Source organism: Dokdonella sp. GW821-FHT11D02 (assembly GCF_058808595.1).
In genome coordinates this window covers 1042446-1067050 of sequence record NZ_CM179520.1, presented here as the reverse complement: position 1 = coordinate 1067050, position 24605 = coordinate 1042446, and the positions used below count along the sequence as shown (strand labels likewise).

The 24605-nt window shown below is 63.5% G+C and carries 23 protein-coding genes; 6 read left to right on the top strand and 17 right to left on the bottom strand.

Annotated features, from left to right (window positions below):
* The first annotated feature begins 4 nt into the window (after positions 1 to 4).
* Entirely contained in the window at positions 5 to 949 is a 945-nt protein-coding gene (locus AC3QL3_RS04405; protein WP_492897095.1) for a lysylphosphatidylglycerol synthase domain-containing protein, read from the top strand.
* Here the strand turns inward: AC3QL3_RS04405 and AC3QL3_RS04400 are convergent.
* From AC3QL3_RS04400 to AC3QL3_RS04355, 10 genes are read right to left on the bottom strand one after another with little or no spacing between them, the layout of a single operon-like run.
* Positions 935 to 1180, bottom strand: coding sequence for an acyl carrier protein (locus tag AC3QL3_RS04400; protein WP_492897094.1), 246 nt, complete (start codon positions 1178 to 1180; stop codon positions 935 to 937). The genes AC3QL3_RS04405 and AC3QL3_RS04400 overlap by 15 nt on opposite strands.
* Positions 1177 to 2871 (bottom strand): HAD-IIIC family phosphatase, encoded by a 1695-nt coding sequence (locus tag AC3QL3_RS04395; protein WP_492897093.1) that lies wholly within the window; start codon positions 2869 to 2871, stop codon positions 1177 to 1179. Before AC3QL3_RS04395 ends, AC3QL3_RS04400 begins: the two co-directional genes overlap by 4 nt.
* Positions 2872 to 2892: 21 nt before the next feature.
* Positions 2893 to 3312, bottom strand: coding sequence for a VOC family protein (locus tag AC3QL3_RS04390; RefSeq protein ID WP_492897092.1), 420 nt, complete (start codon positions 3310 to 3312; stop codon positions 2893 to 2895).
* Positions 3309 to 4157 carry a class I SAM-dependent methyltransferase gene (locus AC3QL3_RS04385; RefSeq protein ID WP_492897091.1) on the bottom strand — a complete coding sequence of 283 codons (849 nt, stop codon included), beginning with the start codon at positions 4155 to 4157 and terminating at the stop codon, positions 3309 to 3311. Before AC3QL3_RS04385 ends, AC3QL3_RS04390 begins: the two co-directional genes overlap by 4 nt.
* A 59-nt stretch (positions 4158 to 4216) precedes the next feature.
* Positions 4217 to 4750: an acyltransferase gene (locus AC3QL3_RS04380; protein ID WP_492897090.1), complete on the bottom strand. Its 534-nt coding sequence runs from the start codon at positions 4748 to 4750 to the stop codon at positions 4217 to 4219.
* Between the two features lie 60 nt (positions 4751 to 4810).
* Positions 4811 to 5767 carry a GNAT family N-acetyltransferase gene (locus AC3QL3_RS04375; protein WP_492897089.1) on the bottom strand — a complete coding sequence of 319 codons (957 nt, stop codon included), beginning with the start codon at positions 5765 to 5767 and terminating at the stop codon, positions 4811 to 4813.
* Positions 5760 to 6563: a class I SAM-dependent methyltransferase gene (locus AC3QL3_RS04370; RefSeq protein ID WP_492897088.1), complete on the bottom strand. Its 804-nt coding sequence runs from the start codon at positions 6561 to 6563 to the stop codon at positions 5760 to 5762. The genes AC3QL3_RS04375 and AC3QL3_RS04370 overlap by 8 nt, the downstream gene beginning before the upstream one ends.
* Positions 6560 to 7732, bottom strand: coding sequence for a glycosyltransferase (locus tag AC3QL3_RS04365; protein ID WP_492897087.1), 1173 nt, complete (start codon positions 7730 to 7732; stop codon positions 6560 to 6562). The genes AC3QL3_RS04370 and AC3QL3_RS04365 overlap by 4 nt, the downstream gene beginning before the upstream one ends.
* Positions 7729 to 8448, bottom strand: a complete 720-nt coding sequence (locus tag AC3QL3_RS04360) for a class I SAM-dependent methyltransferase (protein ID WP_492897086.1) — start codon at positions 8446 to 8448, stop codon at positions 7729 to 7731. The genes AC3QL3_RS04365 and AC3QL3_RS04360 overlap by 4 nt, the downstream gene beginning before the upstream one ends.
* Positions 8449 to 8455: 7 nt before the next feature.
* A complete protein-coding gene (locus tag AC3QL3_RS04355) occupies positions 8456 to 9316 on the bottom strand; it encodes a glycosyltransferase family 2 protein (protein WP_492898856.1) in 861 nt (286 codons plus the stop codon).
* A 204-nt stretch (positions 9317 to 9520) separates the two neighbouring features.
* On the opposite strand from AC3QL3_RS04355, the gene pilB reads away from it, so the two are divergent.
* The 4 genes from pilB (at position 9521) to coaE (ending at position 14083) form a co-directional block, all read left to right on the top strand.
* Complete coding sequence (gene pilB / locus AC3QL3_RS04350; RefSeq protein ID WP_492897085.1) at positions 9521 to 11248, top strand: type IV-A pilus assembly ATPase PilB; 1728 nt, start codon at positions 9521 to 9523, stop codon at positions 11246 to 11248.
* A gap of 86 nt (positions 11249 to 11334) precedes the next feature.
* Entirely contained in the window at positions 11335 to 12537 is a 1203-nt protein-coding gene (locus tag AC3QL3_RS04345) for a type II secretion system F family protein (RefSeq protein ID WP_492898854.1), read from the top strand.
* Between the two features lie 9 nt (positions 12538 to 12546).
* Complete coding sequence (locus tag AC3QL3_RS04340; protein WP_492897084.1) at positions 12547 to 13416, top strand: prepilin peptidase; 870 nt, start codon at positions 12547 to 12549, stop codon at positions 13414 to 13416.
* A 28-nt stretch (positions 13417 to 13444) separates the two neighbouring features.
* Positions 13445 to 14083 (top strand): dephospho-CoA kinase, encoded by a 639-nt coding sequence (gene coaE, locus AC3QL3_RS04335; RefSeq protein ID WP_492897083.1) that lies wholly within the window; start codon positions 13445 to 13447, stop codon positions 14081 to 14083.
* On the opposite strand, the gene AC3QL3_RS04330 is transcribed toward coaE, so the two are convergent.
* From AC3QL3_RS04330 to AC3QL3_RS04320, 3 genes are all read right to left on the bottom strand, one after another.
* Positions 14080 to 15033, bottom strand: coding sequence for a Nudix family hydrolase (locus tag AC3QL3_RS04330; protein WP_492897082.1), 954 nt, complete (start codon positions 15031 to 15033; stop codon positions 14080 to 14082). The genes coaE and AC3QL3_RS04330 overlap by 4 nt on opposite strands.
* 63 nt (positions 15034 to 15096) lie before the next feature.
* On the bottom strand, positions 15097 to 17853 hold the full coding sequence (secA, locus tag AC3QL3_RS04325) for a preprotein translocase subunit SecA (RefSeq protein WP_492897081.1): 2757 nt from the start codon (positions 17851 to 17853) through the stop codon (positions 15097 to 15099).
* A gap of 306 nt (positions 17854 to 18159) precedes the next feature.
* On the bottom strand, positions 18160 to 19101 hold the full coding sequence (locus AC3QL3_RS04320; protein WP_492897080.1) for a M23 family metallopeptidase: 942 nt from the start codon (positions 19099 to 19101) through the stop codon (positions 18160 to 18162).
* Here AC3QL3_RS04320 and AC3QL3_RS04315 point away from each other — a divergent pair.
* Complete coding sequence (locus tag AC3QL3_RS04315) at positions 19072 to 19593, top strand: DciA family protein (RefSeq protein WP_492897079.1); 522 nt, start codon at positions 19072 to 19074, stop codon at positions 19591 to 19593. The two genes, AC3QL3_RS04320 and AC3QL3_RS04315, sit on opposite strands and share 30 nt — an antisense overlap.
* A gap of 244 nt (positions 19594 to 19837) precedes the next feature.
* Here the strand turns inward: AC3QL3_RS04315 and lpxC are convergent, their stop codons facing one another.
* From lpxC to AC3QL3_RS04295, 4 genes are all read right to left on the bottom strand, one after another.
* Positions 19838 to 20749: a UDP-3-O-acyl-N-acetylglucosamine deacetylase gene (gene lpxC, locus AC3QL3_RS04310; protein ID WP_492897078.1), complete on the bottom strand. Its 912-nt coding sequence runs from the start codon at positions 20747 to 20749 to the stop codon at positions 19838 to 19840.
* 350 nt (positions 20750 to 21099) lie between these two features.
* Complete coding sequence (ftsZ, locus tag AC3QL3_RS04305) at positions 21100 to 22287, bottom strand: cell division protein FtsZ (protein ID WP_492897077.1); 1188 nt, start codon at positions 22285 to 22287, stop codon at positions 21100 to 21102.
* A 185-nt stretch (positions 22288 to 22472) separates the two neighbouring features.
* On the bottom strand, positions 22473 to 23705 hold the full coding sequence (gene ftsA / locus AC3QL3_RS04300) for a cell division protein FtsA (RefSeq protein WP_492897076.1): 1233 nt from the start codon (positions 23703 to 23705) through the stop codon (positions 22473 to 22475).
* Positions 23702 to 24598: a cell division protein FtsQ/DivIB gene (locus AC3QL3_RS04295; protein ID WP_492897075.1), complete on the bottom strand. Its 897-nt coding sequence runs from the start codon at positions 24596 to 24598 to the stop codon at positions 23702 to 23704. Before AC3QL3_RS04295 ends, ftsA begins: the two co-directional genes overlap by 4 nt.
* Positions 24599 to 24605 lie beyond the last annotated feature (7 nt).

Here is a 24605-nt window from a genome sequence, read left to right as displayed (position 1 = left end):
CGCGATGAACGCGCACGACAATGCGACGCACCTCGTCGCGGGCAGACGTCGTCTTCGTACGGTGGCGACATCGATAGGCTTGGCGATCCTAGTCGCACTGGCCTGGTTTTCACGCCACGAGCTCGGTGAAGTCCTCGCGCACACGAACCCGTTCCGCTTCTCGATCGCTTGTGTACTCGGCGTGCTGTTCGCGTTGACGCAGGGCGTCCTGTTCTCGCGTTTGATCCTCAAGCATTCGTCCGGACATGCGCCACACGGCCTGCTGATCGCATTTCTGTTGTCTCAACCCGGAAAATACGTGCCCGGGAAAATCTGGTCGCCTGTGATGCAAGCGCTAGTGCTGAAGCAGCCGGCCAGCGTCGCCGGCCTCGTCTTCGCCAATGTAGAACTGGCCGTTATCGGCATGATCCAAATGACGGCGCTCGGAGTGGCGTGCTTGTACACCTCAGCGCCTGCGCTCGTCGTTGCCGTGCTCGCGACCGCCATCGTTTCTTGTATCGGGTTGATGACGCTGCCAACGATGTCCTGGTTGACGGGCACGCTCCCGCGTGTCGCGCGCTGGCTGCGCCTCCCCGCCATCGGCGAAGAAAAACCCGCGACAAACTTACCGAGCTTGATCGGTTTGATTTTGCTTTCGTTCGCACTCAATTTCGCCGCTTCGTGGTGCGTCCTGTTCGCCGCTGAAGCTTCCGTTCCGGTAAGCATGCGCTTGCCGATTCTGGCCAGCCTTTATCTCGGCTTCGTCACCAGCTTGCTTGCGCTGCCTATACCGGCGGGAATCGGTGTCCGCGAAGCGGCGGCCGTTGGATTGGGCGCGCTCCTCACCCCGCAAGTGCCGGCTGCCCTGCTGTTGTCGATCGCGATGCTGACGCGCTGCTGGCAACTTCTGGTCGATGCGTCTTGCTTAGGCATCGGCGCGCTGCTGCAACTACGCTCAAGCCGGCGCTGAATTTCCATTCGCTTTCGACGCCAGCGCCGCTTCAATCGCCGCAATGCTGGTCAAATTCGGAATTTCTTCGTCGCCGAAGCGCACACCGTAGTGATCTTCCAACGCGAAGATCAGATTCATGTGTCGCAACGAGTCCCACTTGGGTTCCGTCTGCGTACTGGTCTGGATACCGACTTGCATCGGCGCGATGCCGAGCACTTCGGATACGATCTTTCTGAGCTCTTCGTTCATTGGATTGACTCCGCAATTTCGATGTATCGAGGCGCAGTCGCTGCGGCAAGTGCAGCGAGTTCCTGACTTGAACGATAGCTGATCGCTCCGCTTTCATCCGTGTGGCCGCGCTCCAGCCCTGCGCGATCCCAAAAATCGTCCACCAACGAATTTTTCGCAGAAGCGACATATTCGGCGACGACAGCGGTAGAACGCCATTCCCGCAGCACGATCGCATAGACCGCGCTTGCGAATGCGAACTCCGCGTCGCGCCCGAGCGCACGGCAGCTCATCAGCATCGAATCGACTACGGCTTCCTCGCCTCTCCGGAACACGATCGCGACGGCGACGATGCCGAGATCGCCGAATCTATCGGACAATTCGGCGCAGACTACGCGCGCGTCCGGGTCGTCCGAGAAACGCTGGATCGCAGCCGGATCATGGCGGCGAGTCGTCAGGTTGAACTGATTCGTTCGCTGCAGCAGCTGTGCCACGCGCGCAAGATCGGCCGCCGTCGCAATGCGCACGACGAGACGTGTTTGCAGTTGTTTCTTGTACTGGGCAATGTCCCCCACTGCGCCGGAGAATTCGGCGCGCTCGCGGTTTTGCTGATAACTACGCGTGCGCAGCAAATCCTCGGACGTCGGAGCGAACGTATCGAACAGGTCGAGCCGGTCGAGGAATCCGATCAAGCGCTCCGGCGTGGCCGGCGTCCGCTGCACGAGCACTTGCGGCAGCGCCTGACTGACGCGCTCGCACTCCTGCGGGCTGTCGTCCACGAACACGATCGAATCCAATCCGATGTTCAATTCGCGAGCGATCTCGTCGATCGAGGCGGCCTTGTCGTTCCAGCTGACACGCCAAGTCGCCAGGTGTTGGCGACGCAACAGGCAGTCCGGGTGATGATCGATCACGTCCAGGACGTCGGCCTCATCGTTCTTGCTGCATAGTGCGATGGCGACGCCACGCGCTTGCAAATCGAGAGCTGCGCGCTGGAACTCGCGGAAATATGCTCCAGGCAGCGTGTCCGACGAAAGCGCGATCCCTTCACGCCCGTCCTCGCCGACAATTCCTCCCCATAGGGTATTGTCGCAATCGAGCACCAAGCACTTCTTGATCCGACCCGACAGCGCACGGACCGCGCCGGCAATCGCCTGGGCGTACCGGGTGAGAAACGGCGGCGCGAAAGGCGCTCCACTGGTCAGCCAAAAGCGATAGTCATAGGTGCGCTGCTCGCCCAGTTCGCGGGCGAACTGCACCCAATCGATCAATGCCACTTTGTCGGCGTTCGCCCGCGCGAGTTTCCTCAACTCGACATTCAATTCGTCCGCCAGTAGAACGGGATCGCTCACGCCGGGAGGCGCCACGCGGCGGCCTGGGCCGCTCAGCGGCGGCAGCACCGTATTGATCGCGAGAGGCGATGACGCATTGGAGATCGCCGCTCGAATCAGCATGAGATGGCGTTCGCAAGCTGCCTGCGCGGACCAAGACGCATGGCCGAAATCGCTGGCGGTCATTTCCAGCCCGAGCGCTATCACGGACAGGTCGGCGTCGCTCGCACTCAGTTGCCCAATCTCGTCCGCCGCACCAGCGAAACCACCGAACTCGCAGGTCAGAGAAAGACCCATTGCGCGCGCTTCGCGCGTCAGCCAGAACTCAATCGGTTCGACCGAGAAATTGCGGATAAACGTCAGCTTGGCTTCGGATTTCATCTGGCAGCGCCGCCTGCGTCGTCATCGAGCTTGCAGGAGTTCGATCAAACCGAACCCGTGCACAAGATGGAAACTGACTGACCTGCCTCCGAACAGCACCGCCGGCGTGGGCGGCAGTACGGTGACGAAACGCGCGCCAGTCGCGCGCAGCGATTCGACTGGGTCCGTATCGATCGACGCCGCTTCGTAACACAGGTGATAAAAGCTGGTGGCGTGTTCTGCCAACACACTCGTGAGCGGGCCTTTCGTCTTGGTAGGCGAAACGATTTCAATGGCCGGAGCGGCTTCCTTCTCACACCAACGCAATACGACGTTCTGCAACGGGTCGACGACGGCATCGCCGCAGCGATAGCCCATCGCCTCCAGGAAAACGACGGCACGGTTGGGATCAGCAGCGGCCAGTCCAAAATGATGAAAGCGAAGCCCGGCCGCAGCGATCATGCAGCAAGCACCATCGCAACGTTGATCGGCAGTCGCTGCCGCACCGTTTCTTCCATTGAGCAGCCGGTATACGGCGTGGCCAGCGTATCCACGACGCGCAAGCCCGCCGCTTCCGCCACTTGCCGCACCTCCTCGACGTTACGGAACAAGTAGATGTGATCGATCGCAGGGGCATTCACGGCGGTCGTGATGAAGATAAAGGCGTCCTCCGCGGCCAGCTCCTTGATTCTTCGCAGGAACAGCTCGGGCTGTTCGACGTGCTCGAGAACCTCGCCCATTACGATGGCGTCGTAAGTGCCGGTCAAGGTAGTCGCTTTCAGGAAATCCGCGTGAAGCAGCTGCTTTCGCGGCGCGGGAATAGCGGCATCGGACTCGAGCAAGCGGCGAGTCATCTCCAGTGAAGTAGGGCTGATGTCGACGCCGAGACAAGAAGCGAAGCGACCGTACTTGGCCGCGTGGCGAAAGAACGTTCCATGGCCCGGGCCGACTTCGAGATAGCGACCTTCGCGGTCTCGCGGCAGAACACGCTGAAAGAAGCGCACGATCTGCAGGTGATTGGGCCAGAGGAACAAGGTGAGCGCTAAGCCGTACATGTAGTTGGACATGTAGGTCGCGTCGAAGTAGACGCCGTGCGCGACGGCATCGAACGTCGCGTGGCGATAATGGCCGGTGCGGCGAAAATGAATCTGCTCACGCAGTGTGTCGTCGGTGATGACCTTGTACGCACCCGCCAATCGATCGACGTTCCAGCCATCTTGCGTACAGAACTCGATGTAGTGCTCGAGCTCCTGCAGTTCTTCGAACTTAAGCTCGGATGCCGCGTTTTGCACGGAACGGGCGTGCATCGGATTTTCCGCTCCTATGCGCTCCAGTAGAGATCCTACGAGATCGCCTTGCCCCTTCATCACTCGATAACCTCGTTCTTGAACATCACTCGCGCGGGATTGCCGACCACGACAGCATAGTCGGGCACTTCACCCGACACCACGGAATTGGGCGACACCGACACGCAGCGGCCGATCCGCGTTCCACCGAGAATTACAGCTCCCGCTCCGATCCAGCTTCCCGCGCCTACGACGACGCCGTCGAACAGGAATGTCGGATGCGGCGTCATTCGATTGCGATCGTGCCGGCCGGCCTGCGACATGATCTTCACGCCCGGTCCAAGGTGCACGTAGTCGTGCAGCTCCACGCCTCCCGCCCCGTAGATCACGCAGTACGGGCCAATCGCGACACCCGTGCCGAGCCGTATGTGACCGGCATACCCGCACCATGCCTTGCCGCCGCAATGAAGGATGGCACCGCGTTGGATCGTCGTGTCTCGCCCCAGCGTAAGCCGCGCGGCGGAAACCACACGAACCGACGGCGCTATGAAGCCTCCGCGCATCAACGCGCGCAGTCTATGAAACCGCGGCAAATAGGATGCCCAGTCGCGCAATCGTTGGGAAACTCGTTTCGACAAGAACGCCTGTCCTCGTATGGTCCGCGGCCCGATCGGCTACGCTCGGCGGGAGCGTTTGTGCAGCCACCAAGCCAGTGGCCTTCCCAGCACTCCCCTGCCCTCGTCCGTAGTTTGCGTGTATCCCTCGCTGTCGCCCCATTTCTTCTTGTAATGAACCAATCCAGCCTGATCCGCTGGTGAAGCCATCAGACTGAAGCGAGACGCCCCGTTCTGACGTACCTGCGATATCAACTCTGAAAGAATCAGATCGCCCAGGCCGGTCGATCGAACGGTCTCATCCACCGCGCCGTGCAAGTAGTAGCCCGTCTCCGCATGACGAGCCGATACACCGAAGCCCATCATGCGCCGCTGCTGGTCGCAGTAGGAGATCGCGCGAAAGGAGCGGCCGCTCGCGCACAGCACCTGCAAACGACTGAAGTACTCCAAATTGTATCTCGCCCGTCCGCCGTGCTTGAGAACCGTCGCTCGATACAGCGCATACGCGGCAGCGGCATCGGAGATCCCATCTACGGCCTGCAACTGCGCGCTCGCGCGCCTGGCGAAAGACAGATCCTTGTCGAGGCGCTTCGCTTTGCTTGCGCTCTTCGGCCACGTCGCCAAATCCTCGATCCAGGTTTCCGGTTGTTCGATCACTTCAGCAGCACTCGACTCGCGCATGCCGCATCGCGTCGCGCGCATCAAATGGCAGCCGAGTTCCGCTCCTAACCAACGCTGCTCTTCGGACAGCAGCGGCAATGCCAGTTCGTTGAATTCCTCACCGACGTGGGGAAAGCCCATGAAGCCGATTTTCAGCGGCCCTCGCCGAAATATCGGCGCCACAACGCCGGCCGACAAACGTTCATGCCAGGCGAACAAGACCTTGCACCCAAGTCCCTCGAGCACATGTGCCCACTCCGCGGACGCGAATCCGTACTCACCGCCGTCCACCCAACGGTTCAGCGCGGAGTCCGGCGCGACGACGACTCGCCACGCCGAGCGGCGAGAATTACGCATCGCCGCTCTCGCTCATCGGCGAGATCGATGACACTGTGCCGGATTGAGGATTTCGCCAAAGCAGCCAGATATAACCGGGAAACGCCCAGTAGGCCACTTGAGCTACGGCGCGCGCCACAGCCAGCTTGGCGCCGCCTCCGAACAGATAGGAGGCTTGAAATCTTGCTGGCTCGGCGAGAATCCGCCGAGTGAAGTCTTCCACCGCGAAGCGTCTGGCCAGGTCGCGCAAACCGTGCAAGCTCAAGTGCCGCTCGTGGTAGTACTTACCGCGCCTCGCCAAACGCAAGTACCAATGCGCGAGCGGAACGGGAATGGCCGACAGCAGCGGCAGATGATAGTGCTGCTCCATGATGCAGAAGCGGTTGGTGGCGGCGAAGTAGCAGACGCCGCCCGGGGCGAGTACGCGATGAATCTCCTCCATCATGCGTTTCGGGTCGGGCACGTGCTCGTAGACCTGCGCGCAAATCACGATGTCGAAACTCCCGTCAGGGAAGTCCAACTGCATTGCGTCACCGACGCGAAATTCCGCATTCGACGCACGGCAACGCTCGCGTGCCGAACTTACGGCGGGTTCGTCGATGTCGATCCCTACGACCTTCCCCACGTACGCCGCTAGAAATGTGTCGATGATGCCGGTCGAACAGCCGACGTTGAGCAAGCGTGCCTCGGCTAGGCGCTCTCCCAAAGCCTGTTCCAGCACGGCGATCATCGTTGCAGCTTTGCGCTGCCTCCCCTCGACCGAGTGCATTGCCGCATTCTCGTGCGAGAAGTCGTATTGATAGCCGCGCTCGTTCATTGTGGCGTACTCGAATTGGGCTGCAGTGCGCGGGCGCTGTCGAGGATTCTCGGCGCAATGGCGTGCTCCAGCGAAAACGGCTCCGCGGCGCGCGCGAGTTGCGACGAACGACCCGTCGAGGAGGAGGTCAGCGCCGCGCGCAAGGCGTCCGCATACGCGCCTGCATTGACGGCTTCGCTGCAAACTCCGACGCCCTCTTGTCGTAACAATCGCGGCAAGTCGCCAACCGGCATCGCGACTACGGGGCAGCCCAGCTTCATCGCGTCGGAGAAGACGACCGGAATGCTCTCGATGCGGGAAGGAATCAGCAGCCAATCGGCATTCAAGATCGCTTCTTCCGCAGCCGCCTTTTCAAGATAGCCGCGAACCTGTACGGGTCGTCCTGCTTTGCGCAAGCGCTCGACGCCGGAGCGCACCGATGCATCGAGCGGACCGCCGCCGCAGATCTCGACGGCTTCGATCCGGCTCCAGTCTTCCTCGCGCAGTAATTCCAGCGCATCGAGCAGCAGGTCGACGCCCTTGTTGCGATGCCAACGTCCGAGAAAGAGCAAGCGATACGGCGCAGCGGCTTTCAATGGCGTAGTGCGCACGCGCTCGATGCGGCGCGTACTGGGCAGAAACTCGACTTTACGCCCGCCGATGCGCTGCGTGTCTTCCGCCAATTGGAAGCCGTCTGAAAAGCAGCTCGTGGCATCGCGCAGCACGCGGCGCAGATGCGCGCGCACGAAAGGGATCCGACCTAGCGTCCAGATGTCGCTACCTAGAGTCCACACCGAGTAGGGCACCCCAGTTACACGCGAAGCCCTCCGCGCCCAATGTCCGGAAGGCAAGGCCCACAACGCCAGGATGTGCTTCACATTGGCCGCCTGCGCGGCTTTTCGAGTCGCTTCCTCCCCTGCAATCAGCACGGAACGAATGGTCCGCAATTCGGAAGGTTTCCACGGTTTCAAAGTGGACAGGGGCTGGTCTGGCGCTGCGAATCGAAATACTTCGACGCCCTCTCTCCTCGTTTCGCGTCCCGTATTGGAGCCGGGCGCAACCACGTACACGGTGCGGTGCCGTGCCAGCTCCTCAGCAAGATCGGAAACGAACGAACCTGCCGCCTCACTGCCGTCCGCGCCGATCGGATAGGAGGTCGTGACCAGCACGATTGCGTCGAGCTTGCTCATGGCTTCGTCGCGGACAGAAAGTAACCAGCGGTTACCGGGGACCACGACGGAAGCAACTTTCCAACGATCCAGGCCAGCACATTGATGACGGGAATCATCACGGCAATGACCGGGATCAGCACGGCGGCCGGACTGCGACGACGAATCGCCTCTACGGCCATGCCGCCAAGAGCCAAGTTCGTCAACAGACCTGCCGTTTCCGCGGACCCCAAACTGGAATCCAATTGCCCCAGATGCAACCCGACCTCCTCGATTTCGCGCACGAGACCGTGCGCGGTGTAGCGCTGATAATCGTGTGGGGCGTCGTGGATTGGGTAGAGGAAAGGTATCGACAGCAGCAGACACCCTCCCGGCTTCAGTACTCGCGCGATTTCGCCGAGCGCAGCGCGCGGCCGGCGCAGGTGCTCGACCACCTCCAGAATGACGACCGTGTCCATCGAAGAATCCGGCAAGGGTAGCTCGGCCGCATCGGCGAACACGTCCGGCCGGGCGCCATACATGAGCTTGCCGGTGACGAAATAGTCGATGCCGACGTAGTCGCAACCGGGACTCAGATGGGCTTCGAGCCAGCGATCGGCGCAGCCTATGTCGAGCACCCTGCCACGAGCCGCTTTTCGCACCCACGACGCCGTCTTACGCGAATCGCCCAATAGCCATTGCGGATGCAGCGGCGTACGACGCAGAACGCGCAGAGCGCTGACGAGGCCGTTCGGCATGACGTCCTCAATCGCGCCCGCGCTGATACATCAAGTTGGTGATCTGTTCGGACACCAATCCGATCAGGAAGACGATGACCGAGGCACTGAACAGCAGCACGCTCATGTTGGTCAATCGATGCGCGGTGAAATAGGTATAGAGATAGTGCCCGAGCCCGAGCAGGAAGAATGCGACGCCCGCCGGCGCGAACAACTTCAGCGGCGAATAGAGCGTCGCGATCTTGAAAATGATCAACAGGAAGCGAATGCCGTCCTTGAACGGCCGGATATGGCTGGCCGTGCCGACGCGGCGGGCGACCGGGATGGGCTCGTAGGCGACGGCATAGGCGCTACGAAAGAACGCCATCGTGCACGTTGTGGGATACGAAAAACCGTTCGGCAGCAGATGCAGAAACTCACGGAACTTGTCGGCGCGAACGGCGCGAAAGCCGGAGGTCAGATCCTTCACGTCGAAGCCGGTCATGCGGCTGGCCAGCCAGTTGTAGAACGTATTGGCGAGGCCCCGATGCAGGCTGGCCTGACCGGAACCGTCGCGCGCGCCGACGACCATGTCGAAACCCTGGTCCAATCGCTGCAGCAGGCGCTCGATCAGGAGCGGATCGTGCTGACCGTCGGCGTCCATGAAGACGATGACCTCGCCGCGGGCTATGCGTGCGCCGCGTTTGATCGCCGCGCCGTTTCCCATCGAATAGGGGCTGCGCAGCACGGTTACGCCGCTCGCCTCGCACAATGCCGCGGTTTCGTCGGTCGAGCCATCGTCGACGACGATCACTTGTGCGTCCGGTTGCGCACGTCTGATACGCGGCAACAGATCGGCCAGCGCGGCTGCCTCGTTTTTGGCAGGCAGAACGATGCTCAAGCTCAAGATATCCGGCTCTCCCCGGGCGACGCGGGATCATAGCGCGTAGCGGTTCGCGGAAAAGCGAAACGGCCACGCGATCGCAAAGTTCGCCTCGTCACCCGCTCCTTGTATGCGACGAAGTTTGACGCTTCAGCGTGTCGGGCTTCATGTTCACGGCCGCGGATTTGCGCTACATTCGTGCGGTGCCTCAGGGGGTTACACGCGAAATCTATGGCAACGCAGATCAACGTGGCACCGTTGGCAGGCCTTTCCGGCGTCGCCCGGCGTTTGGTGGCGGACGGCGTCGTCGCGGAAAGCGATGCACGCAAGGCCACTGAAGAAGCGACACGGCAAAAGATCCCTCTCGGCGCGTGGCTGACCGAGAACGGGCTCGCCAGCAGCCGCCAGGTCGCAATGGCTTCGTCGGCCGAGTTCGGCATGCCGCTGCTCGACATCGAAGCGTTGGATCTCGGCCAGCTGCCGATGGCCGTAGTCCGAGAAGACTTGATCACGCGACACAAGGCGCTGCCGCTGTTCAAGCGCGGCAACCGCTTGTTCGTCGGCGTGTCCGATCCGACCAATTTGCGCGCGCTGGACGAGATCAAGTTCCAGTCGAACCATCTGATCGAACCGATCCTGCTCGACGCCGAACAGCTCGAACGCGCGATCGAGCAGGCCGTCAACGCGACCGGCCCGGTGATTTCGGGACTCGACGACGCCGAAGGACTCGAAAACCTCGACCTCGGCTCGCTCGGTGACGAAGGCGAGTCGAGCGGCGTCGACGCGACGGGCACAGATGACGCCCCGGTCGTCAAGTTCGTCAACAAGGTGTTGGTCGACGCGATCAAACGCGGCGCCTCGGACATCCATTTCGAGCCTTACGAAGCCGCCTACCGCGTACGCCTGCGCATGGACGGCATGCTGCGCGCGGTGGCCTCGCCGCCGGTGAAGCTCAACGCGCGTATTTCTTCGCGCCTGAAGGTCATGAGCGGCCTGGACATCGCCGAGCGACGGGTGCCGCAAGACGGCCGCATCAAGCTCAATCTGTCCAAGTCCAAATCGGTCGACTTCCGCGTCAGCACCTGCCCGACCCTGTTCGGCGAGAAGATCGTGCTGCGTATCCTCGACGCCTCGGCCGCGAAGATGGGTATCGAGAAGCTCGGCTACGAGGACGATCAGAAGCAGCTCTTCCTCAACGCGATCGACAAGCCCTACGGCATGGTGCTGGTGACCGGCCCGACCGGTTCGGGCAAGACGGTCTCGCTGTACACCGCGCTGAACATTCTCAATACCGAAGGCCGCAACATCTCGACCGTCGAAGATCCGGTCGAAATCCGCATGCCGGGCATCAATCAGGTGCAGCAGAACGTCAAACGCGGCATGACCTTCGCCGCCGCGCTGCGATCGTTTTTGCGCCAGGATCCGGACGTCATCATGGTCGGCGAAATCCGCGATCTCGAGACCGCCGAAATCGCGATCAAGGCCGCACAGACCGGTCACATGGTGCTTTCGACCCTGCACACCAACGATGCGCCGCAGACCATCGCGCGTCTGATGAACATGGGCATCGCGCCGTACAACATCACCTCGTCGGTGACCCTGGTCATCGCGCAGCGTCTGGCGCGACGCCTGCATGATTGCAAGCAACCGCTGTCGCTGCCGCCGGCGGCATTGCTGGCAGAAGGTTTCAGCCAAGCCGATATCGATGCGGGTTTGCAGATTTTCGACGCAGTCGGTTGTTCCGGCTGCAACGAGGGGTATAAAGGCCGCACGGGGCTCTACCAGGTGATGCCTATGAACGAGGAGATCCAGAAGATCGTCCTCGCCGGCGGCAGCGCGTTGAAGATCGCCGAACAAGCGAAGCAGGACGGCATTCGCGACTTGCGCGCTTCCGCCTTGTGGAAGGTCAAGCAAGGCGTCGTCAGCTTGGCCGAAATCAACCGCGTCACCAAAGACTAAGAGAGTCCCCGATGGCCACCGTCACTGCCCTGAAGACGAAAGCGGCGACTACGCAGCGCGGCAAACAGCGCGCGCAAATCAGCGATATGCAGACCTTCACCTGGGTCGGTATCGACAAGCGCGGCGTCAAGATCAAGGGCGAGCAGATCAGCAAGAATGCCAGCCTGGTCAAGGCGGACCTGCGCAAGCAGGGCATCAATCCGCAGGTGGTCAAGCCGAAGCCGAAACCGCTGTTCGGCAAGACCGGCAAGGCGATCAAAGGGCGCGACATCGCAATTTTCAGCCGTCAGCTCGCGACGATGATGGCGGCCGGCGTGCCGATGGTGCAGGGCTTCGAGATCGTCGCGGGCGGCCAGGCCAATCCGCGCATGAAGGACATGCTGACGGACATCAAGACCGAGATCGAAGGCGGCTCGGCCTTGAACGAGGCGCTCGGCAAGTATCCGGTGCAGTTCGACGAGCTCTATCGCAATCTGGTCCGCGCCGGCGAATCCGCGGGTGTGCTCGACACGGTGCTCGACACCATTGCGACCTACAAAGAAAACATCGAGAACATCAAAGGCAAGATCAAGAAGGCGATGTTCTATCCGGCCGCGGTGCTCGCCGTCGCGATCGTCGTCGCCTCGATCCTCCTGATCTTCGTGATCCCTCAGTTTGAAACCGTGTTCAGCAATTTCGGTGCTGGATTGCCGGCCTTCACGCAGATGCTGGTCAATCTGTCGCGCTTCATGGTGGCGTACTGGTGGATGGTCCTCTTGATCTTCGTCGGCGCCATCGTCGGAATCATCATGCTGTACAAACGCTCGGACAAGTTCGCGCACTTCGTCGGGCGCAGCTTGCTGAAGATTCCGATCGTCGGCCAGATCCTGCGCCAATCCGCGATCGCCCGCTTCTCGCGCACCCTCGGCGTGACGTTCCGCGCCGGCGTACCCTTGGTCGAGGCGCTCGATTCGGTCGCCAACGCGACCGGCAGCGTGGTCTACAACGATGCGGTCAAGCGCGTACGCGAAGACGTCGCGGTCGGCCACCAGCTCCAGCTCGCGATGCGCCAGACCACGCTGTTCCCGAACATGGTCGTGCAAATGGTCGCGATCGGCGAAGAAGCCGGTGCGCTCGACAAGATGCTGTTCAAGATCGCGGAGTTCTACGAAACCGAAGTCAACAACGCCGTCGATGCGCTGTCGAGCCTGCTCGAACCTCTGATCATGGTCGTCATCGGCGTGCTGGTCGGCAGCATGGTCGTCGGCATGTACCTGCCGATCTTCAAGCTCGGCTCGGTGGTCGGTTAACCGCGAAGAATGATCGACCTGAACTGGCTGCACGAGGCAGCGCTGCTGATCCCGCTGACCGGACTGCTCGGCCTTCTGGTCGGCAGCTTCTTGAACGTCGTGATCCTACGCCTGCCGCGGCGGCTCGAGCACGAATGGCGTCAGCAGGCGCGCGAGCTGCTGGAGGAAGCCGGGGAAGCCGAGACGGCTCCGCCGGATCTGGTTTTCACCGGCTCGCACTGCCCGCAATGCAAGCAGCCGCTGTCCGCGCTCGACAATATCCCGCTGCTGAGCTGGCTCGCATTGGGCGGCCGCTGCCGCTACTGCAAGACGAAGATTTCCTGGCAATACCCGCTGGTCGAATTGCTGACTGCGCTCGCTTCCGCCACCGTCGCGTGGAAGTTCGGTTTCGACGGGTCGCTCGCTGCGGCGCTGGTTTTCACTTGGACCCTGATCGCCGCCGCCGGCATCGACGCGCGTACGCAACTGTTGCCGGATCAACTGACCCTGCCCTTGCTTTGGCTCGGCCTGCTGCTGTCGTTGCTGCCAGTGTTCGTACCTGCACAAGCGGCCATCGTCGGCGCCGCGCTCGGCTATCTCAGCCTGTGGTCGGTGTATTGGCTGTTCAAGCTCGCTACCGGCAAGGAAGGCATGGGCTATGGCGACTTCAAACTGCTCGGCGCACTCGGCGCCTGGATGGGCGCGTTCGCCCTGCTGCCGATCGTGCTGCTGTCCGCGCTGGTCGGTGCGATCGTCGGTGGCATAGCGCTCGCTCTGCGCGGGCAGGATCGCAGCACGCCGATTCCGTTCGGTCCGTTCATCGCCGCAGCGGGTTGGACTTGGTTCGTCTTCGGCGATCGCCTCGATCGGTTCTACGCGAGCCTGTTCGGATTGCAGTGAGCCATTCCGCTCGCGCTAGACTCCCGTCATGCCTGGCCTTCCCTTCGTCGTCGCTTTGACCGGCGGCATCGCCAGCGGCAAGTCCGCCGTCAGCAGCCGTTTCGCAGCGTTCGGCGTCGACGTGATCGATGCTGATCTGGTCGCACGCGAACTTGTCGCGCCGGGGCAGCCGGCCTTGGCCGAAATCGCGGCCACCTTCGGCGATGCCGTGCTCGATACGCACGGCGCACTCGATCGCCGCGCGATGCGCGAACGCGTCTTCGCCGATACGGACGCACGCAGCCGACTCGAAGCGATCCTGCATCCACGCGTACGCGCCACGCTGCTCGAGCGTGCACGCGACAGCGTTGCGGACTACGTCATGCTTGCGATTCCGCTTCTGGTCGAGAGCGGGCGCTACGACTGGATCGATCGCGTCCTTCTGGTCGACGTGCCGCGTGCTGTGCAACGCGAGCGCCTGATCCGGCGCGATCGCGTCACGCCGGAACTCGCCGACGCGATGCTCGATGCGCAAGCGACGCGCGAACAACGTCTCGCGATCGCGGATGAAGTGATCGACAATACCGGGTCGCTGTTCGACCTCGACTCAGCCGTCGCGCGATTGCACCAGCAGTATCTGGCGATGGCGGCATCGAAACCGCGCAACGACGCAGAAGCGGGCGTTTAGGCGTCCCACAACGCGCGAATCGCGGCCACGCCCTGCGCGCCGCTGACCTGCGCGGCGTCGACGTCGTCGATCTCCAGCCCGCCGAGCGCATAGGTCGGCAGCGCGGTCGCCGCGACCAACTCGCTCAATCCTTCCCAGCCGAGCGTGGCCGCGTCTTCGTGGCTGGGCGTCGGAAACACCGGCCCGAGCGTTGCGAAATCCGCGCCGATGCGTGCAGCTTGCGTGAGTTCGGCGGCGTCGTGGCAGGACACCCCGACCCAGCGATCCGCTGGTAGCGGCCGCTGTGTCAGCGTAGCGGCGAGCGCGGCCGGCAGATGCACACCGTCGAGCCCCAGCACCGCGGCGAGTTTCCAATCGGCGTTCAAAAGAAGCTGCGCGCCGTAGTCGCGGCAAAGATTGCGCGCGCTGCGCGCGACGCGCGCGAGGCGGTCGCTGGGCCAACCCGGCAGGCGCAGCTGGATCAGGCGCACGCCTTTGCGGCAGGCGCGCTCGATACCGCGGACGACCGAATCGGCCTCGCTCGGCGGCAACGGAGGCGTGATCAGATAGCGATCGGGCAATCGCAGCGCGGTCAACGCCGGACGATCGGCCGGCGGCATCTCGATGCGATCGAGATCGGCGATCTCGGCCCAGGCCAGGCGCTGGTTTTCGCGCGCCAGCACGATGCCCGAGTGCGCCGAGACCTGCCATACGTCGAGCAGGATGCGCTGGTGTTCTGAATAATCGTGCGGAATCGCGATCAGCGGTCGCGCGGACTCGACCACGATGCCGAGTTCCTCACGCAGCTCGCGCGCGAGCGCGTCGATCGGCAGCTCGCCGTCCTCGCACTTGCCTCCGGGAAATTCCCACAAGCCGGCCAGGTGCTTGCCTTGCAGTCGTTGCGCGATCAGCACGCGGCCACTGCTGTCGCGCACCACACCGGCGACGACATGGGTGCGACCGATGCTCATCGGCGGCGATGCCGATTCGAGAAAATCGTCCACCTGCCCGGCGACCTTACTTGCAGCAGACCCTTACGCGAGCTTGCCGTGGCATTGCTTGTATTTCTTGCCCGAGCCGCACGGACAGGGATCGTTGCGGCCGACTTTCGGCGCCTCGCGCTGCACCGTCGATTGCGGCGGCGGCGGCGCGAAACCTTCGCCGGCATCGGCCAGCGGTTCGCCGACGTCGAATCCAGCCGCTTCGGCGTGCTGGAACTGCAGCGCGCGCGCCTGCGCTTCGGCTTGGCGACGCTGCTCCGCTTCCATCGCCTCGACCTCGTCTTCGCTGCGGATGCGCACGCGCGCGAGCAGTTGCACGATCTCGTGCTTGATGCGGCCGAGCATGCCCTCGAACAGCTCGAACGCCTCGCGCTTGAACTCCTGCTTCGGCTGCTTCTGTGCATAGCCGCGCAGATAAATGCCTTGGCGCAGGTAATCCATGCTGGCTAGGTGTTCTTTCCAACCGTTGTCGAGCACCGACAACATCACGTGCTTTTCCAGCCCGCGCATGACTTCCGAGCCGAGCATCGCTTCCTTCTCGCGGAACAGCCGGTCGGCCGCGGACAGCACGTGTTCGAGCACGCCGTTGGCATCGATCTCGTGCTGCTCGTCGAGCCATTGCTTGAGATTCATCTGCAGACCGAACTCCGAATTCAATTCGGTTTCCAGGCCAGCGATATTCCATTGCTCGTCGACGGAATCGGCCGGCACGTAGCGGCGCACCAGATCGGTGACTACGTCCTGACGCACGTTGAGGATGGTGTCGCCGACGCTGTCGCTGTCGAGCAGCTCGTTGCGCTGCTGGTAGATGACCTTGCGCTGATCGTTGGCGGTGTCGTCGAACTCGAGCAAGTGCTTGCGGATGTCGAAGTTGTGCGCTTCGACCTTGCGCTGCGCCTTCTCGATCTGCCGGCTGACCATGCGATCCTGGATCGCATCGTCTTCTTTCATGCCGAACATGCGCATCAGGCGCGCGACGCCTTCGCCCATGAAGATGCGGATCAGATTGTCTTCCAGCGACAGATAGAAGCGGCTCGATCCCGGATCGCCCTGACGGCCGGAACGGCCGCGCAGCTGGTTGTCGATGCGGCGCGATTCGTGACGTTCGGTGCCGATGATGCGCAAACCGCCGAGCGCCAGCACTTCGTCGTGCCGCGCCTGCCATTCGGTCTTGGTGCGATCGCGATCGCTCTGCTGCACTTCTTCGCCGAGCCCGTGCAGCTCCGCTTCGAGGCTGCCGCCGAGCACGATGTCGGTGCCGCGGCCGGCCATGTTGGTCGCGATCGTGATCGCTTTCGGCCGTCCCGCCTGCGCCACGATGTGCGCCTCGCGCTCGTGCTGCTTCGCGTTGAGCACTTCGTGCGGCACGCCCTGCTGCTTGAGCAGGCCCGACAACAGCTCCGACATCTCGATCGATGCGGTGCCGACCAGCACCGGCTGGCCGCGCTCGTAGCTTTCCTTGATGTCCTCGACGATCGCGTCGTACTTGGGCTGCTGCTTGAGGAAGACGACGTCGGCTTCGTCCTTGCGCACCATCGGCCGATGCGTCGGGATCACCACGACCTCGAGGCCGTAGATCTGCTGGAACTCGTAGGCTTCGGTGTCGGCCGTGCCGGTCATGCCGGCCAGCTTCTTGTACATGCGGAACAGGTTCTGGAACGTGATCGAAGCCAGCGTCTGGTTCTCGCGCTGGATCGGCACGCCTTCCTTCGCCTCGACCGCCTGGTGCAGACCGTCGGACCAGCGCCGCCCGGCCAGCGTGCGGCCGGTGAACTCATCGACGATGATGACTTCACCGTCGCGCACGATGTAATCGACGTCGCGCTGGTACAGCACCTGCGCGCGCAGCGCGGCGTTCAGATGGTGCACGACCGCGATGTGCTGCGAGTCGTACAAGCCTTCCTCTTCGCCGATGATGCCGGCTTCGCGCAGCAGATCTTCCGCGTGCTGCATGCCCTCTTCGGACAGGTGCACCTGCTTCTGCTTCTCGTCGACGTAGTAGTCGCCCGGAACCGGCGGCTCGCCGACCTTCGGCTCGCTCGCCTGGCGCGTCAGGCGCGGCACGATGCGGTTGACCTTGACGTAGAGCTGCGGCGATTCGTCGGAGGGACCGGAGATGATCAGCGGCGTGCGCGCTTCGTCGATCAGGATCGAGTCGACCTCGTCGACGATCGCGTAGTTGAGGCCGCGCTGGTAGCGCTGCTCTTTCGACAGCGCCATGTTGTCGCGCAGATAGTCGAAGCCGAATTCGTTGTTGGTGCCGTAGGTGATGTCGGCCGCGTAGGCGCCGCGCTTGTCGCCGTGATCCATGTTCGGATAGACCACGCCGACCGACATGCCGAGGAAGTTGTACAGCTTGCCCATCCAAGCGGCGTCGCGCTTGGCCAGGTAGTCGTTGACGGTGACGACGTGCACGCCCTTGCCTTCCAGCGCGTTCAGATACACCGGCAGCGTACCGACCAGGGTCTTGCCTTCACCGGTGCGCATCTCGGCGATCTTGCCCGAGTGCAGCACCATGCCGCCGATCATCTGCACGTCGTAATGACGCAGACCGAGCACGCGGCGCGAAGCCTCGCGCACGGTCGCGAACGCTTCCGGCAGCAGGCTGTCCAGCGTCTTGCCTTCGGCCAGGCGCTGGCGGAACTCGTCCGTCTTGGCACGCAGCTCCTCGTCCGACAGCGCCTGCATCTTCGGTTCGAGCGCATTGATCTGGGCCACGTTCTTGCCGAGCTGGCGCAATACGCGCTCGTTGCGGCTGCCGAAAATGCGCGTCAGGAAACTGTTCAGCATGGGTGATCTTCGACTCAGAGTGCGGGAAGCGCGCCGGGCGCGGCGCGACCGATAAATCCGGCCGGCCCGATCTTGCGGCCAGTGGATCGCGAACAGCAGCGAACCATCAATGATAAAGCCTGACCGGCGCAATACAAAGTCAGCTTTGTGCGGCAGGTTGCGCTTTCAAGGCGCCGAGCGACCGGGCCCCGAGGGGGGCCTGTGAACTTCGGCCATCGACGAGCGCGTGCAGACCGTCCGAAGCGGCAGGCTCTGCGTGCTAGGCGGTCATCCCAGTGGCAGCGATCCCGGACGGATCACCGCCAGTCAAGCTCGGGTCGCGCGCTTGGACTTCACGTAGATCAGCGGGTTGACCGGGCGGCCGTTCAACCAGACTTCGAAGTGGCAGTGCGGGCCGGTCGAGCGTCCGGTCGAACCGACCTTCGCGATGGTCTGGCCGGCGTGCACGCGCGTGCCCGCCTCGGCGACGTTCAACGAGTTGTGCGCGTAGCGCGTCATGTAGCCGTTGCCGTGGTCGATCTCGACCACGTTGCCGTAACCGCTGCGCTGACCCGACCAGGTCACCACGCCGTCGGCGACCGCATTGACGTTGGAGCCCAGCGGCGCATCGAAATCCAATCCCAGATGGGTGCCGGCGTGACCGTCGAGCGGATCGGTACGCGCACCGAAACCGGAAGAAATGTAACCCTGCGCCACCGGCATGCCGCTCGGCAGCAAGGCGTTGTCGATCTGCCGATCGCGCAGCAGGTTTTCCAGCACTTCGAGCTGGGCTTCCTGGCGGTCGAACTCGGCGCGCAGGCTGTCGACTCCGTTCTGGATCGGCAGCGAAGTGGCGACCAGCCCGCTAGCGTCTTCCGGACCGCCCATCGCCGGTGAGGCGGTGAAGTCGAATTCGCCGTCGTCGAGCTTGCCGACCTGGGTCAGGCGATCGCCGAGCGCATTCAGGCGGGTGGCCTGCGCTTGCAGGCGGCCGAGCTGGATGGCCAGCGCGTCGAGGCTGCGATGCGAGTCGTTGTCGAGATTGGCGAGCTGCTCGCGCTGATGCGCGAGGGTCGCGCGCAGGTCGGACAGTTCGTGCGCGGCCGGCCCATACGAGCCGCCGAACAACACGGCCGCACCGAAACCCAGCGCAATCAAACCGAGCGCGCAGGCGCTTCCTGCTGCCAGCGCCAACAGGCGGATGCGTCGGCTGCCGAGGTCGATACGGCGTGGCGCCGAATGCGCATTGCCTACGATAATGATGTTCATGCTGCAGACGCCGAGTTCGTATTCGTCATGTCGCCAAGTCGCAATCCTCTCCAGGGCCCCACAGCCGGTCCGAAACCGGCGGCGGAGTGCATCACTCTCGACGCGCTCGCGGATCGCGCGCGCGCGCTGGATGCACTGGACGAAAGACTGCGCTCCCTGTTGCCCGCCGCGGTCGCTCGCGAGACGCGTCTCGCGGACGTACGCAACGGACGAATCGTCTTTCTGGCGTCGAATCCGACCTGGGCGAGCCGCATCAGGCTGTATCAGGCAGCCCTGCTGGCCGAAGCCCGCACCGCACTAGGCGGTGCCGTCGAACGTTTCGCCGTGAAAGTGGCGCCCTTGCCGGCCGTTCCACCGGAACCGACAAAGCCGAAACCGCTTTCTGCCGCCACCGCCCGCCATTTGCGAGCGACAGCGAAAGCTCTCTCCGACCCGGAACTCCGGGCCCTCTATCTCCAACTGGCGTCCATCGCCACCGATGATTCCAACTAGGAGCCGGGGCGGCTCCTGTTCCCCGCAACGAGCTTCCGGGCGGAAGCCTATTTTTATTTTTCTTGGGCCGGGCGTCGTGCCAAGGCCATTCGGTGGACGCTTTGCGTTCCGACCGTCGCGGACGTCAACCGTCCGCGGAAGTCCGGCGATTTCCTGCGCCGGAAGTTCCTTGCCGTTTGCCTGACCGGACTTCGTGCCGCGGCTTGCAAACGAACGGGGCTCGGCAAAGCCGCGCCCCGGTGAATCAGATCGCCTGCGCCGGGTGGGCGTAGGAGATCGGTGCTTCGCGTTCGTCTTCGAAGCTGACTTCTTCCCAAGCTGCCTTTTCCGCCAACAGCGTACGCAGCAGCTTGTTGTTCAACTCGTGACCCGACTTGTAGCCGTAGAACGCGCCGATCAGGCTGTGGCCGAGCAGGTACAGATCGCCGATCGCATCGAGAATCTTGTGCTTGACGAATTCGTCCTCGTAGCGGAGGCCGTCTTCGTTGAGCACGCGATAGTCGTCGAGCACGATCGCGTTGTCCATCGAACCGCCGAGCGCGAGGTTCTTCTCGCGCAGCATCTCGATGTCGCGCATGAAGCCGAAGGTGCGCGCGCGCGAGACTTCCTTGACGAACGAGGTCGTCGAGAAGTCGATCTCGGAGGTCGAGGAGCGCTTGGTGAACATCGGGTGGTTGAAGTCGATCGAGAAGCCGACCTTGAAGCCGTCGAACGGCTCGAAGCGGGCCCACTTGTCGCCGTCGCGGACGGTGACCGACTTCTTGATGCGGATGAAGCGCTTCGCCTTGGCCTGCTCTTCAATGCCCGCCGACTGCAGCAGGAACACGAACGGACCGGAGCTGCCGTCCATGATCGGCACTTCGGCGGCCGACAGGTCGACGTAAGCGTTGTCGATGCCGAGGCCGGCCATCGCGGAAAGCAGATGCTCGACGGTCGCAATGCGGACGTCGCCCTTGACCAGCGTGGTCGAGAGGCGGGTGTCGCCGACGTTTTCGCAACTGGAACGGATATCGACTGGGTTCTGAAGGTCGACGCGACGGAACACGATACCCGTATCCACCGCCGCCGGACGCAAAGTCATATAGACCTTCTCGCCCGTGTGAAGACCTACGCCCGTCGCTCTGATGATGTTTTTGAGCGTGCGTTGTCTGATCATTTTTATGCGCTAACCCCTGGGGCAGGGCTGACAAAACGCGGACGAGACTAGCACAGCGAACTTGTGGAGAAAAGTTAAGCGATGTATGGAACCCACAGAATGTTGCGAAAACACAACATTCCGTGGGTTCCAGCAGCACGAAATCCTCACCATTCCTTGACGTCGATGAAAGCCGCCGTCGCGACGCCACGCGACAGCGGAATCGTGCCGAAACGGCCTGGAAAGCAGGCCGCCGGCTCGCATCGACGTCCCCCGGGAAGGCGGGACGGCGCCGGTTTCAGGATGGAAAAATCCGCTTGTGATCGACCGATCCGATCAGCGATCGGAATCGGTCCATTCAGATCGATCCATCAATCCGCCTGCCGGCGCAGGAACGCCGGAATGTCGAGGTAGTCGCTCGGTGCATCCACCGGCGCGGCCGCCGGCGAAGCGTGGTCGAGCGCGGTCGCACGCATCGGCTGGCCCGGAATACCGAGATAGTCGACCTCGCCAGTGGTCGCATTGCGCACCACGCGCATGCGCTCACGCGGCGCCACCACCACTTCACGCTCGCGCTGCTCGCGCAGCGGCTGGCGTGCGACGGCGCGGTTGAGGCCGGTCGCGACCACGGTCACGCGCACCTCGTCCTTCAGCTCCGGATCGAGCGCAGTACCGACCACCACGGTCGCGTCCTCGCTCGCGAACTCGTGGATGACCTGGCCGATGTCGTCGAACTCGCGCATGGTCAGGTTCGGCCCGGCCGTCACGTTGACCAGGATGCCGCAAGCGCCGGCAAGGTTGACGTCGTCGAGCAGCGGGTTGTTGATCGCCGCCTCGGCCGCCGCCACCGCGCGGTCGTCGCCCTTGGCCGTACCCGAGCCCATCATCGCCATGCCCATTTCAGACATCACCGTGCGCACGTCGGCGAAGTCGACGTTGATCAGACCCGGACGGGTGATCAGGTCGGCAATGCCCTGTACCGCGCCGAGCAGCACGTCGTTGGCCTGCTTGAACGCGCTCAGCAGGGTCACGTCGCGGCCGAGCACGGTCAAAAGTTTCTCGTTCGGCACCGTGATCAGCGAATCGCAGTATTGGCCGAGATCCTCGATGCCTTTCAGCGCGACCTGCATGCGCCGGCGGCCCTCGAATGGAAACGGCTTGGTCACGACCGCAACGGTCAGGATGCCGAGCTCCTTGGCCAGCTGCGCCACCACCGGCGCCGCGCCGGTACCGGTGCCACCGCCCATGCCGCAGGTGATGAACGCCATGTCGGCGCCGTGCAGGAGCTCGACGATGCGCTCGCGATCTTCCAGCGCGGCCTGACGGCCGACTTCCGGATTGGCGCCGGCGCCCAGACCCTTGGTCACGTTCGCGCCGAGCTGCAGCGTGAATTTCGCGCCGCTCGATTTCAGTGCCTGCGCATCGGTATTGGCGCAGACGAAGTCGACGCCTTCGACGCCGGCCTGCACCATGTGGCTGACGGCATTACCACCGCCGCCGCCGACGCCGACGACCTTGATCACCGCATTGGGTGCCATTCTTTCTACCAGTTCGAACATTTTCCCATCCTCCGCAAGTAGTACAGCCTTGGTCTTATCGTTCCCGGATCCGTGACCATCCCGGTCCGGTCCGTCCGACGTCGGCTGGCGTGCCGGCGTCCCGCGGCCATTTCGGCCGCTTGCGCTGCGCTCCTTGCGCAGCGTTTCCAGCCCCTCTCCCGCAAGCGAGAGAGGGAGCGAAAGCGCTAAAACTCTCCTTTGAACCAAGTCGAAACCCGATTCCACAAACCGCCGACCGCCGACACGCCGGCCGGCGCGAGACGCGCACCGTCGCGGCGGCTGCCATAAATAAGGAGTCCGACGCCGGTCGACTGCATCGGGTTGGCGACCACATCGGCCAGACCGCTGACGTGCTGCGGGGTACCGAGCCGCACCGGCATGTGGAACAGCTCTTCGGCAAGATCGAGCGCGCCTTCCATGCGCGCAGCCCCGCCGGTCAGCACGATGCCGGCACGCACCAGTTCCTCGCGGCCGCTGCGGCGCAGGTCCGCCTGCACCATTTCGAAAATTTCCTCGTAGCGCGGCTGCACCGCTTCGGCCAGGTTCTGCCGCGCCAGGCGGCGCGGTGGACGGTCGCCCACGCTCGGCACCTGGATCGTCTCTTCCGCGTGCGCGAGCTGCGCCAGCGCGCAGGCGTAGCGCACCTTCAACTCTTCGGCGTGCGCGGTCGGCGTGCGCATCAGATGCGCGATATCGCTGGTGACCTGGTCGCCGCCGATCGCCAGCGAGGTCGTATGGCGCAGCGCGCCGCCGGTATAGATCGCGATGTCGGTGGTACCGGCGCCGATGTCGACCAGGCACACGCCGAGCTCGCGTTCGTCCTCGGTCAGCACCGCGCGCGCCGAAGCGACCGCCGCCGGCAGCAATTCGTCGACCTGCAAGCCGCAGCGGTTGATGCACTTGCTGATGTTCTGGATCGCGCTGGCGGCGCCGGTGACCAGGTGCACGTTCGCCTCCAGCCGCACGCCGGACATGCCGACCGGATGACGGATGCCCTCCTGACCGTCGATCAGGTATTCCTGCGGCTCGCGATAAAGCACGCTGCGGTCGGCCGGAATCGCGATCGCGCAAGCCGAATTCAGCACGGCGTCGAGATCGCCGGGGCTGACCTCGCGATCGCGGATCGGCGCGGTGCCGTGCGAGTTCTCATCTTTGATATGGCTGCCGGCGATCGAGGCATAGACCGAACGGATCTGGCAGCCGGCCATCAGCTCGGCCTCCTCGATCGCGCGCTGGATCGAATGCACGGTCGAATCGATGTCCACCACCACGCCGCGCTTGAGCCCGTGCGCCGGATGCGAGCCGATGCCGATGATCTCGACCGCCTCGCCCGGTGCGTGCTCGCCGACGATCGCGACGATCTTCGAAGTCCCGACATCGAGGCCGACGACCAGGTTTTTTTCGCTCTTGCGATTCATGGGAGAGCCGGGATTGGAGATTCGGGATTGGAGATTCGCGAAGCAAAAAACGGAGATTCGGGATTGACGATCGGGGATTGGGAGGAACTGGCGGCGATGCCCTCCACGCGACGTTCACTGCGGATGCTCGCTCCGGCCGCCGGCTGCGTTCTTCCAATCCCCAATCCCGAATCTCCAGTCCCGGTCGACGGCGGCGGCGCCGCCGCCTCGGCCCAGCGCACGACGAAACCGTTCTCGTAGCGGAGGTCGACGTAAGACGGCGGTGTCGGCTTGGCGCCGGCCAGTTGCGGCCAGACGTCGAGGAAGCGCGTCAGGCGCCGCTTGGCGTCGTCGCGGCCGATCTCGATCACGGCGCCGGAGGCGAGTTCGAGTTTCCAGCCGCCGCGCGGCGAAAGCGCGACCGCGGCGATGGCGAGGCCGCTGCCGGAGAATTCCTTCAAGCAATCGGCGTAGAACTGCAGCACGTCGCCGACGCGTTCGTCGGGACCGGCCAGCCGTGGCAGACCCTGTACCGTGCCGGCGCCGACCACCGTGAAGATCTCGCCGCGCCGATTGAGCAGGCGCTGCTCGCCCCAGCGGGCGTACGGCTGCTGCTCGTAGACGACCAGGTCGACCGCATCCGGCCAGCGCTTGCGCGCCTCGACCCGCTCGACCCACGGCAGTTTCGCCACCGCGGCACGAATCTGATCGAGGTCAATCGCGAAGAACCCCTTGCCCAACAGCGGCTGCGCAGCGGCGCGAATCTGCTCGGCGCTGACGTGATTGAACTCGGCACGCACGCCGAGCCGATCGACCGGCCAGCGATCGCTCGCGAACCAGCCGTTCAGCACGCCGACGATCGGCAGCGCAACCAGGGTCAGCGCGATGCCCCAGGCGAGCAGCCGGGCGATCATTCCGCCT

What these genes read in the sequence shown, in the direction of transcription:
- AC3QL3_RS04395 (WP_492897093.1), bottom strand. Translation starts at nt 2,871, where the DNA reads ATGAAATCCGAAGCCAAGCTGACGTTTATCCGCAATTTCTCGGTCGAA.
- ftsA (WP_492897076.1), bottom strand. Translation starts at nt 23,705, where the DNA reads ATGAATCGCAAGAGCGAAAAAAACCTGGTCGTCGGCCTCGATGTCGGG.
- AC3QL3_RS04390 (WP_492897092.1), bottom strand. Translation starts at nt 3,312, where the DNA reads ATGATCGCTGCGGCCGGGCTTCGCTTTCATCATTTTGGACTGGCCGCT.
- AC3QL3_RS04315 (WP_492897079.1), top strand. Translation starts at nt 19,072, where the DNA reads ATGCGCATTGCCTACGATAATGATGTTCATGCTGCAGACGCCGAGTTC.
- AC3QL3_RS04370 (WP_492897088.1), bottom strand. Translation starts at nt 6,563, where the DNA reads ATGAACGAGCGCGGCTATCAATACGACTTCTCGCACGAGAATGCGGCA.
- AC3QL3_RS04375 (WP_492897089.1), bottom strand. Translation starts at nt 5,767, where the DNA reads ATGCGTAATTCTCGCCGCTCGGCGTGGCGAGTCGTCGTCGCGCCGGAC.
- AC3QL3_RS04330 (WP_492897082.1), bottom strand. Translation starts at nt 15,033, where the DNA reads ATGAGCATCGGTCGCACCCATGTCGTCGCCGGTGTGGTGCGCGACAGC.
- lpxC (WP_492897078.1), bottom strand. Translation starts at nt 20,749, where the DNA reads ATGATCAGACAACGCACGCTCAAAAACATCATCAGAGCGACGGGCGTA.
- AC3QL3_RS04385 (WP_492897091.1), bottom strand. Translation starts at nt 4,157, where the DNA reads ATGCACGCCCGTTCCGTGCAAAACGCGGCATCCGAGCTTAAGTTCGAA.
- secA (WP_492897081.1), bottom strand. Translation starts at nt 17,853, where the DNA reads ATGCTGAACAGTTTCCTGACGCGCATTTTCGGCAGCCGCAACGAGCGC.
- AC3QL3_RS04365 (WP_492897087.1), bottom strand. Translation starts at nt 7,732, where the DNA reads ATGAGCAAGCTCGACGCAATCGTGCTGGTCACGACCTCCTATCCGATC.
- ftsZ (WP_492897077.1), bottom strand. Translation starts at nt 22,287, where the DNA reads ATGTTCGAACTGGTAGAAAGAATGGCACCCAATGCGGTGATCAAGGTC.
- AC3QL3_RS04295 (WP_492897075.1), bottom strand. Translation starts at nt 24,598, where the DNA reads ATGATCGCCCGGCTGCTCGCCTGGGGCATCGCGCTGACCCTGGTTGCG.
- AC3QL3_RS04405 (WP_492897095.1), top strand. Translation starts at nt 5, where the DNA reads ATGAACGCGCACGACAATGCGACGCACCTCGTCGCGGGCAGACGTCGT.
- AC3QL3_RS04340 (WP_492897084.1), top strand. Translation starts at nt 12,547, where the DNA reads ATGATCGACCTGAACTGGCTGCACGAGGCAGCGCTGCTGATCCCGCTG.
- AC3QL3_RS04360 (WP_492897086.1), bottom strand. Translation starts at nt 8,448, where the DNA reads ATGCCGAACGGCCTCGTCAGCGCTCTGCGCGTTCTGCGTCGTACGCCG.
- AC3QL3_RS04320 (WP_492897080.1), bottom strand. Translation starts at nt 19,101, where the DNA reads ATGAACATCATTATCGTAGGCAATGCGCATTCGGCGCCACGCCGTATC.
- coaE (WP_492897083.1), top strand. Translation starts at nt 13,445, where the DNA reads ATGCCTGGCCTTCCCTTCGTCGTCGCTTTGACCGGCGGCATCGCCAGC.
- pilB (WP_492897085.1), top strand. Translation starts at nt 9,521, where the DNA reads ATGGCAACGCAGATCAACGTGGCACCGTTGGCAGGCCTTTCCGGCGTC.
- AC3QL3_RS04345 (WP_492898854.1), top strand. Translation starts at nt 11,335, where the DNA reads ATGCAGACCTTCACCTGGGTCGGTATCGACAAGCGCGGCGTCAAGATC.
- AC3QL3_RS04400 (WP_492897094.1), bottom strand. Translation starts at nt 1,180, where the DNA reads ATGAACGAAGAGCTCAGAAAGATCGTATCCGAAGTGCTCGGCATCGCG.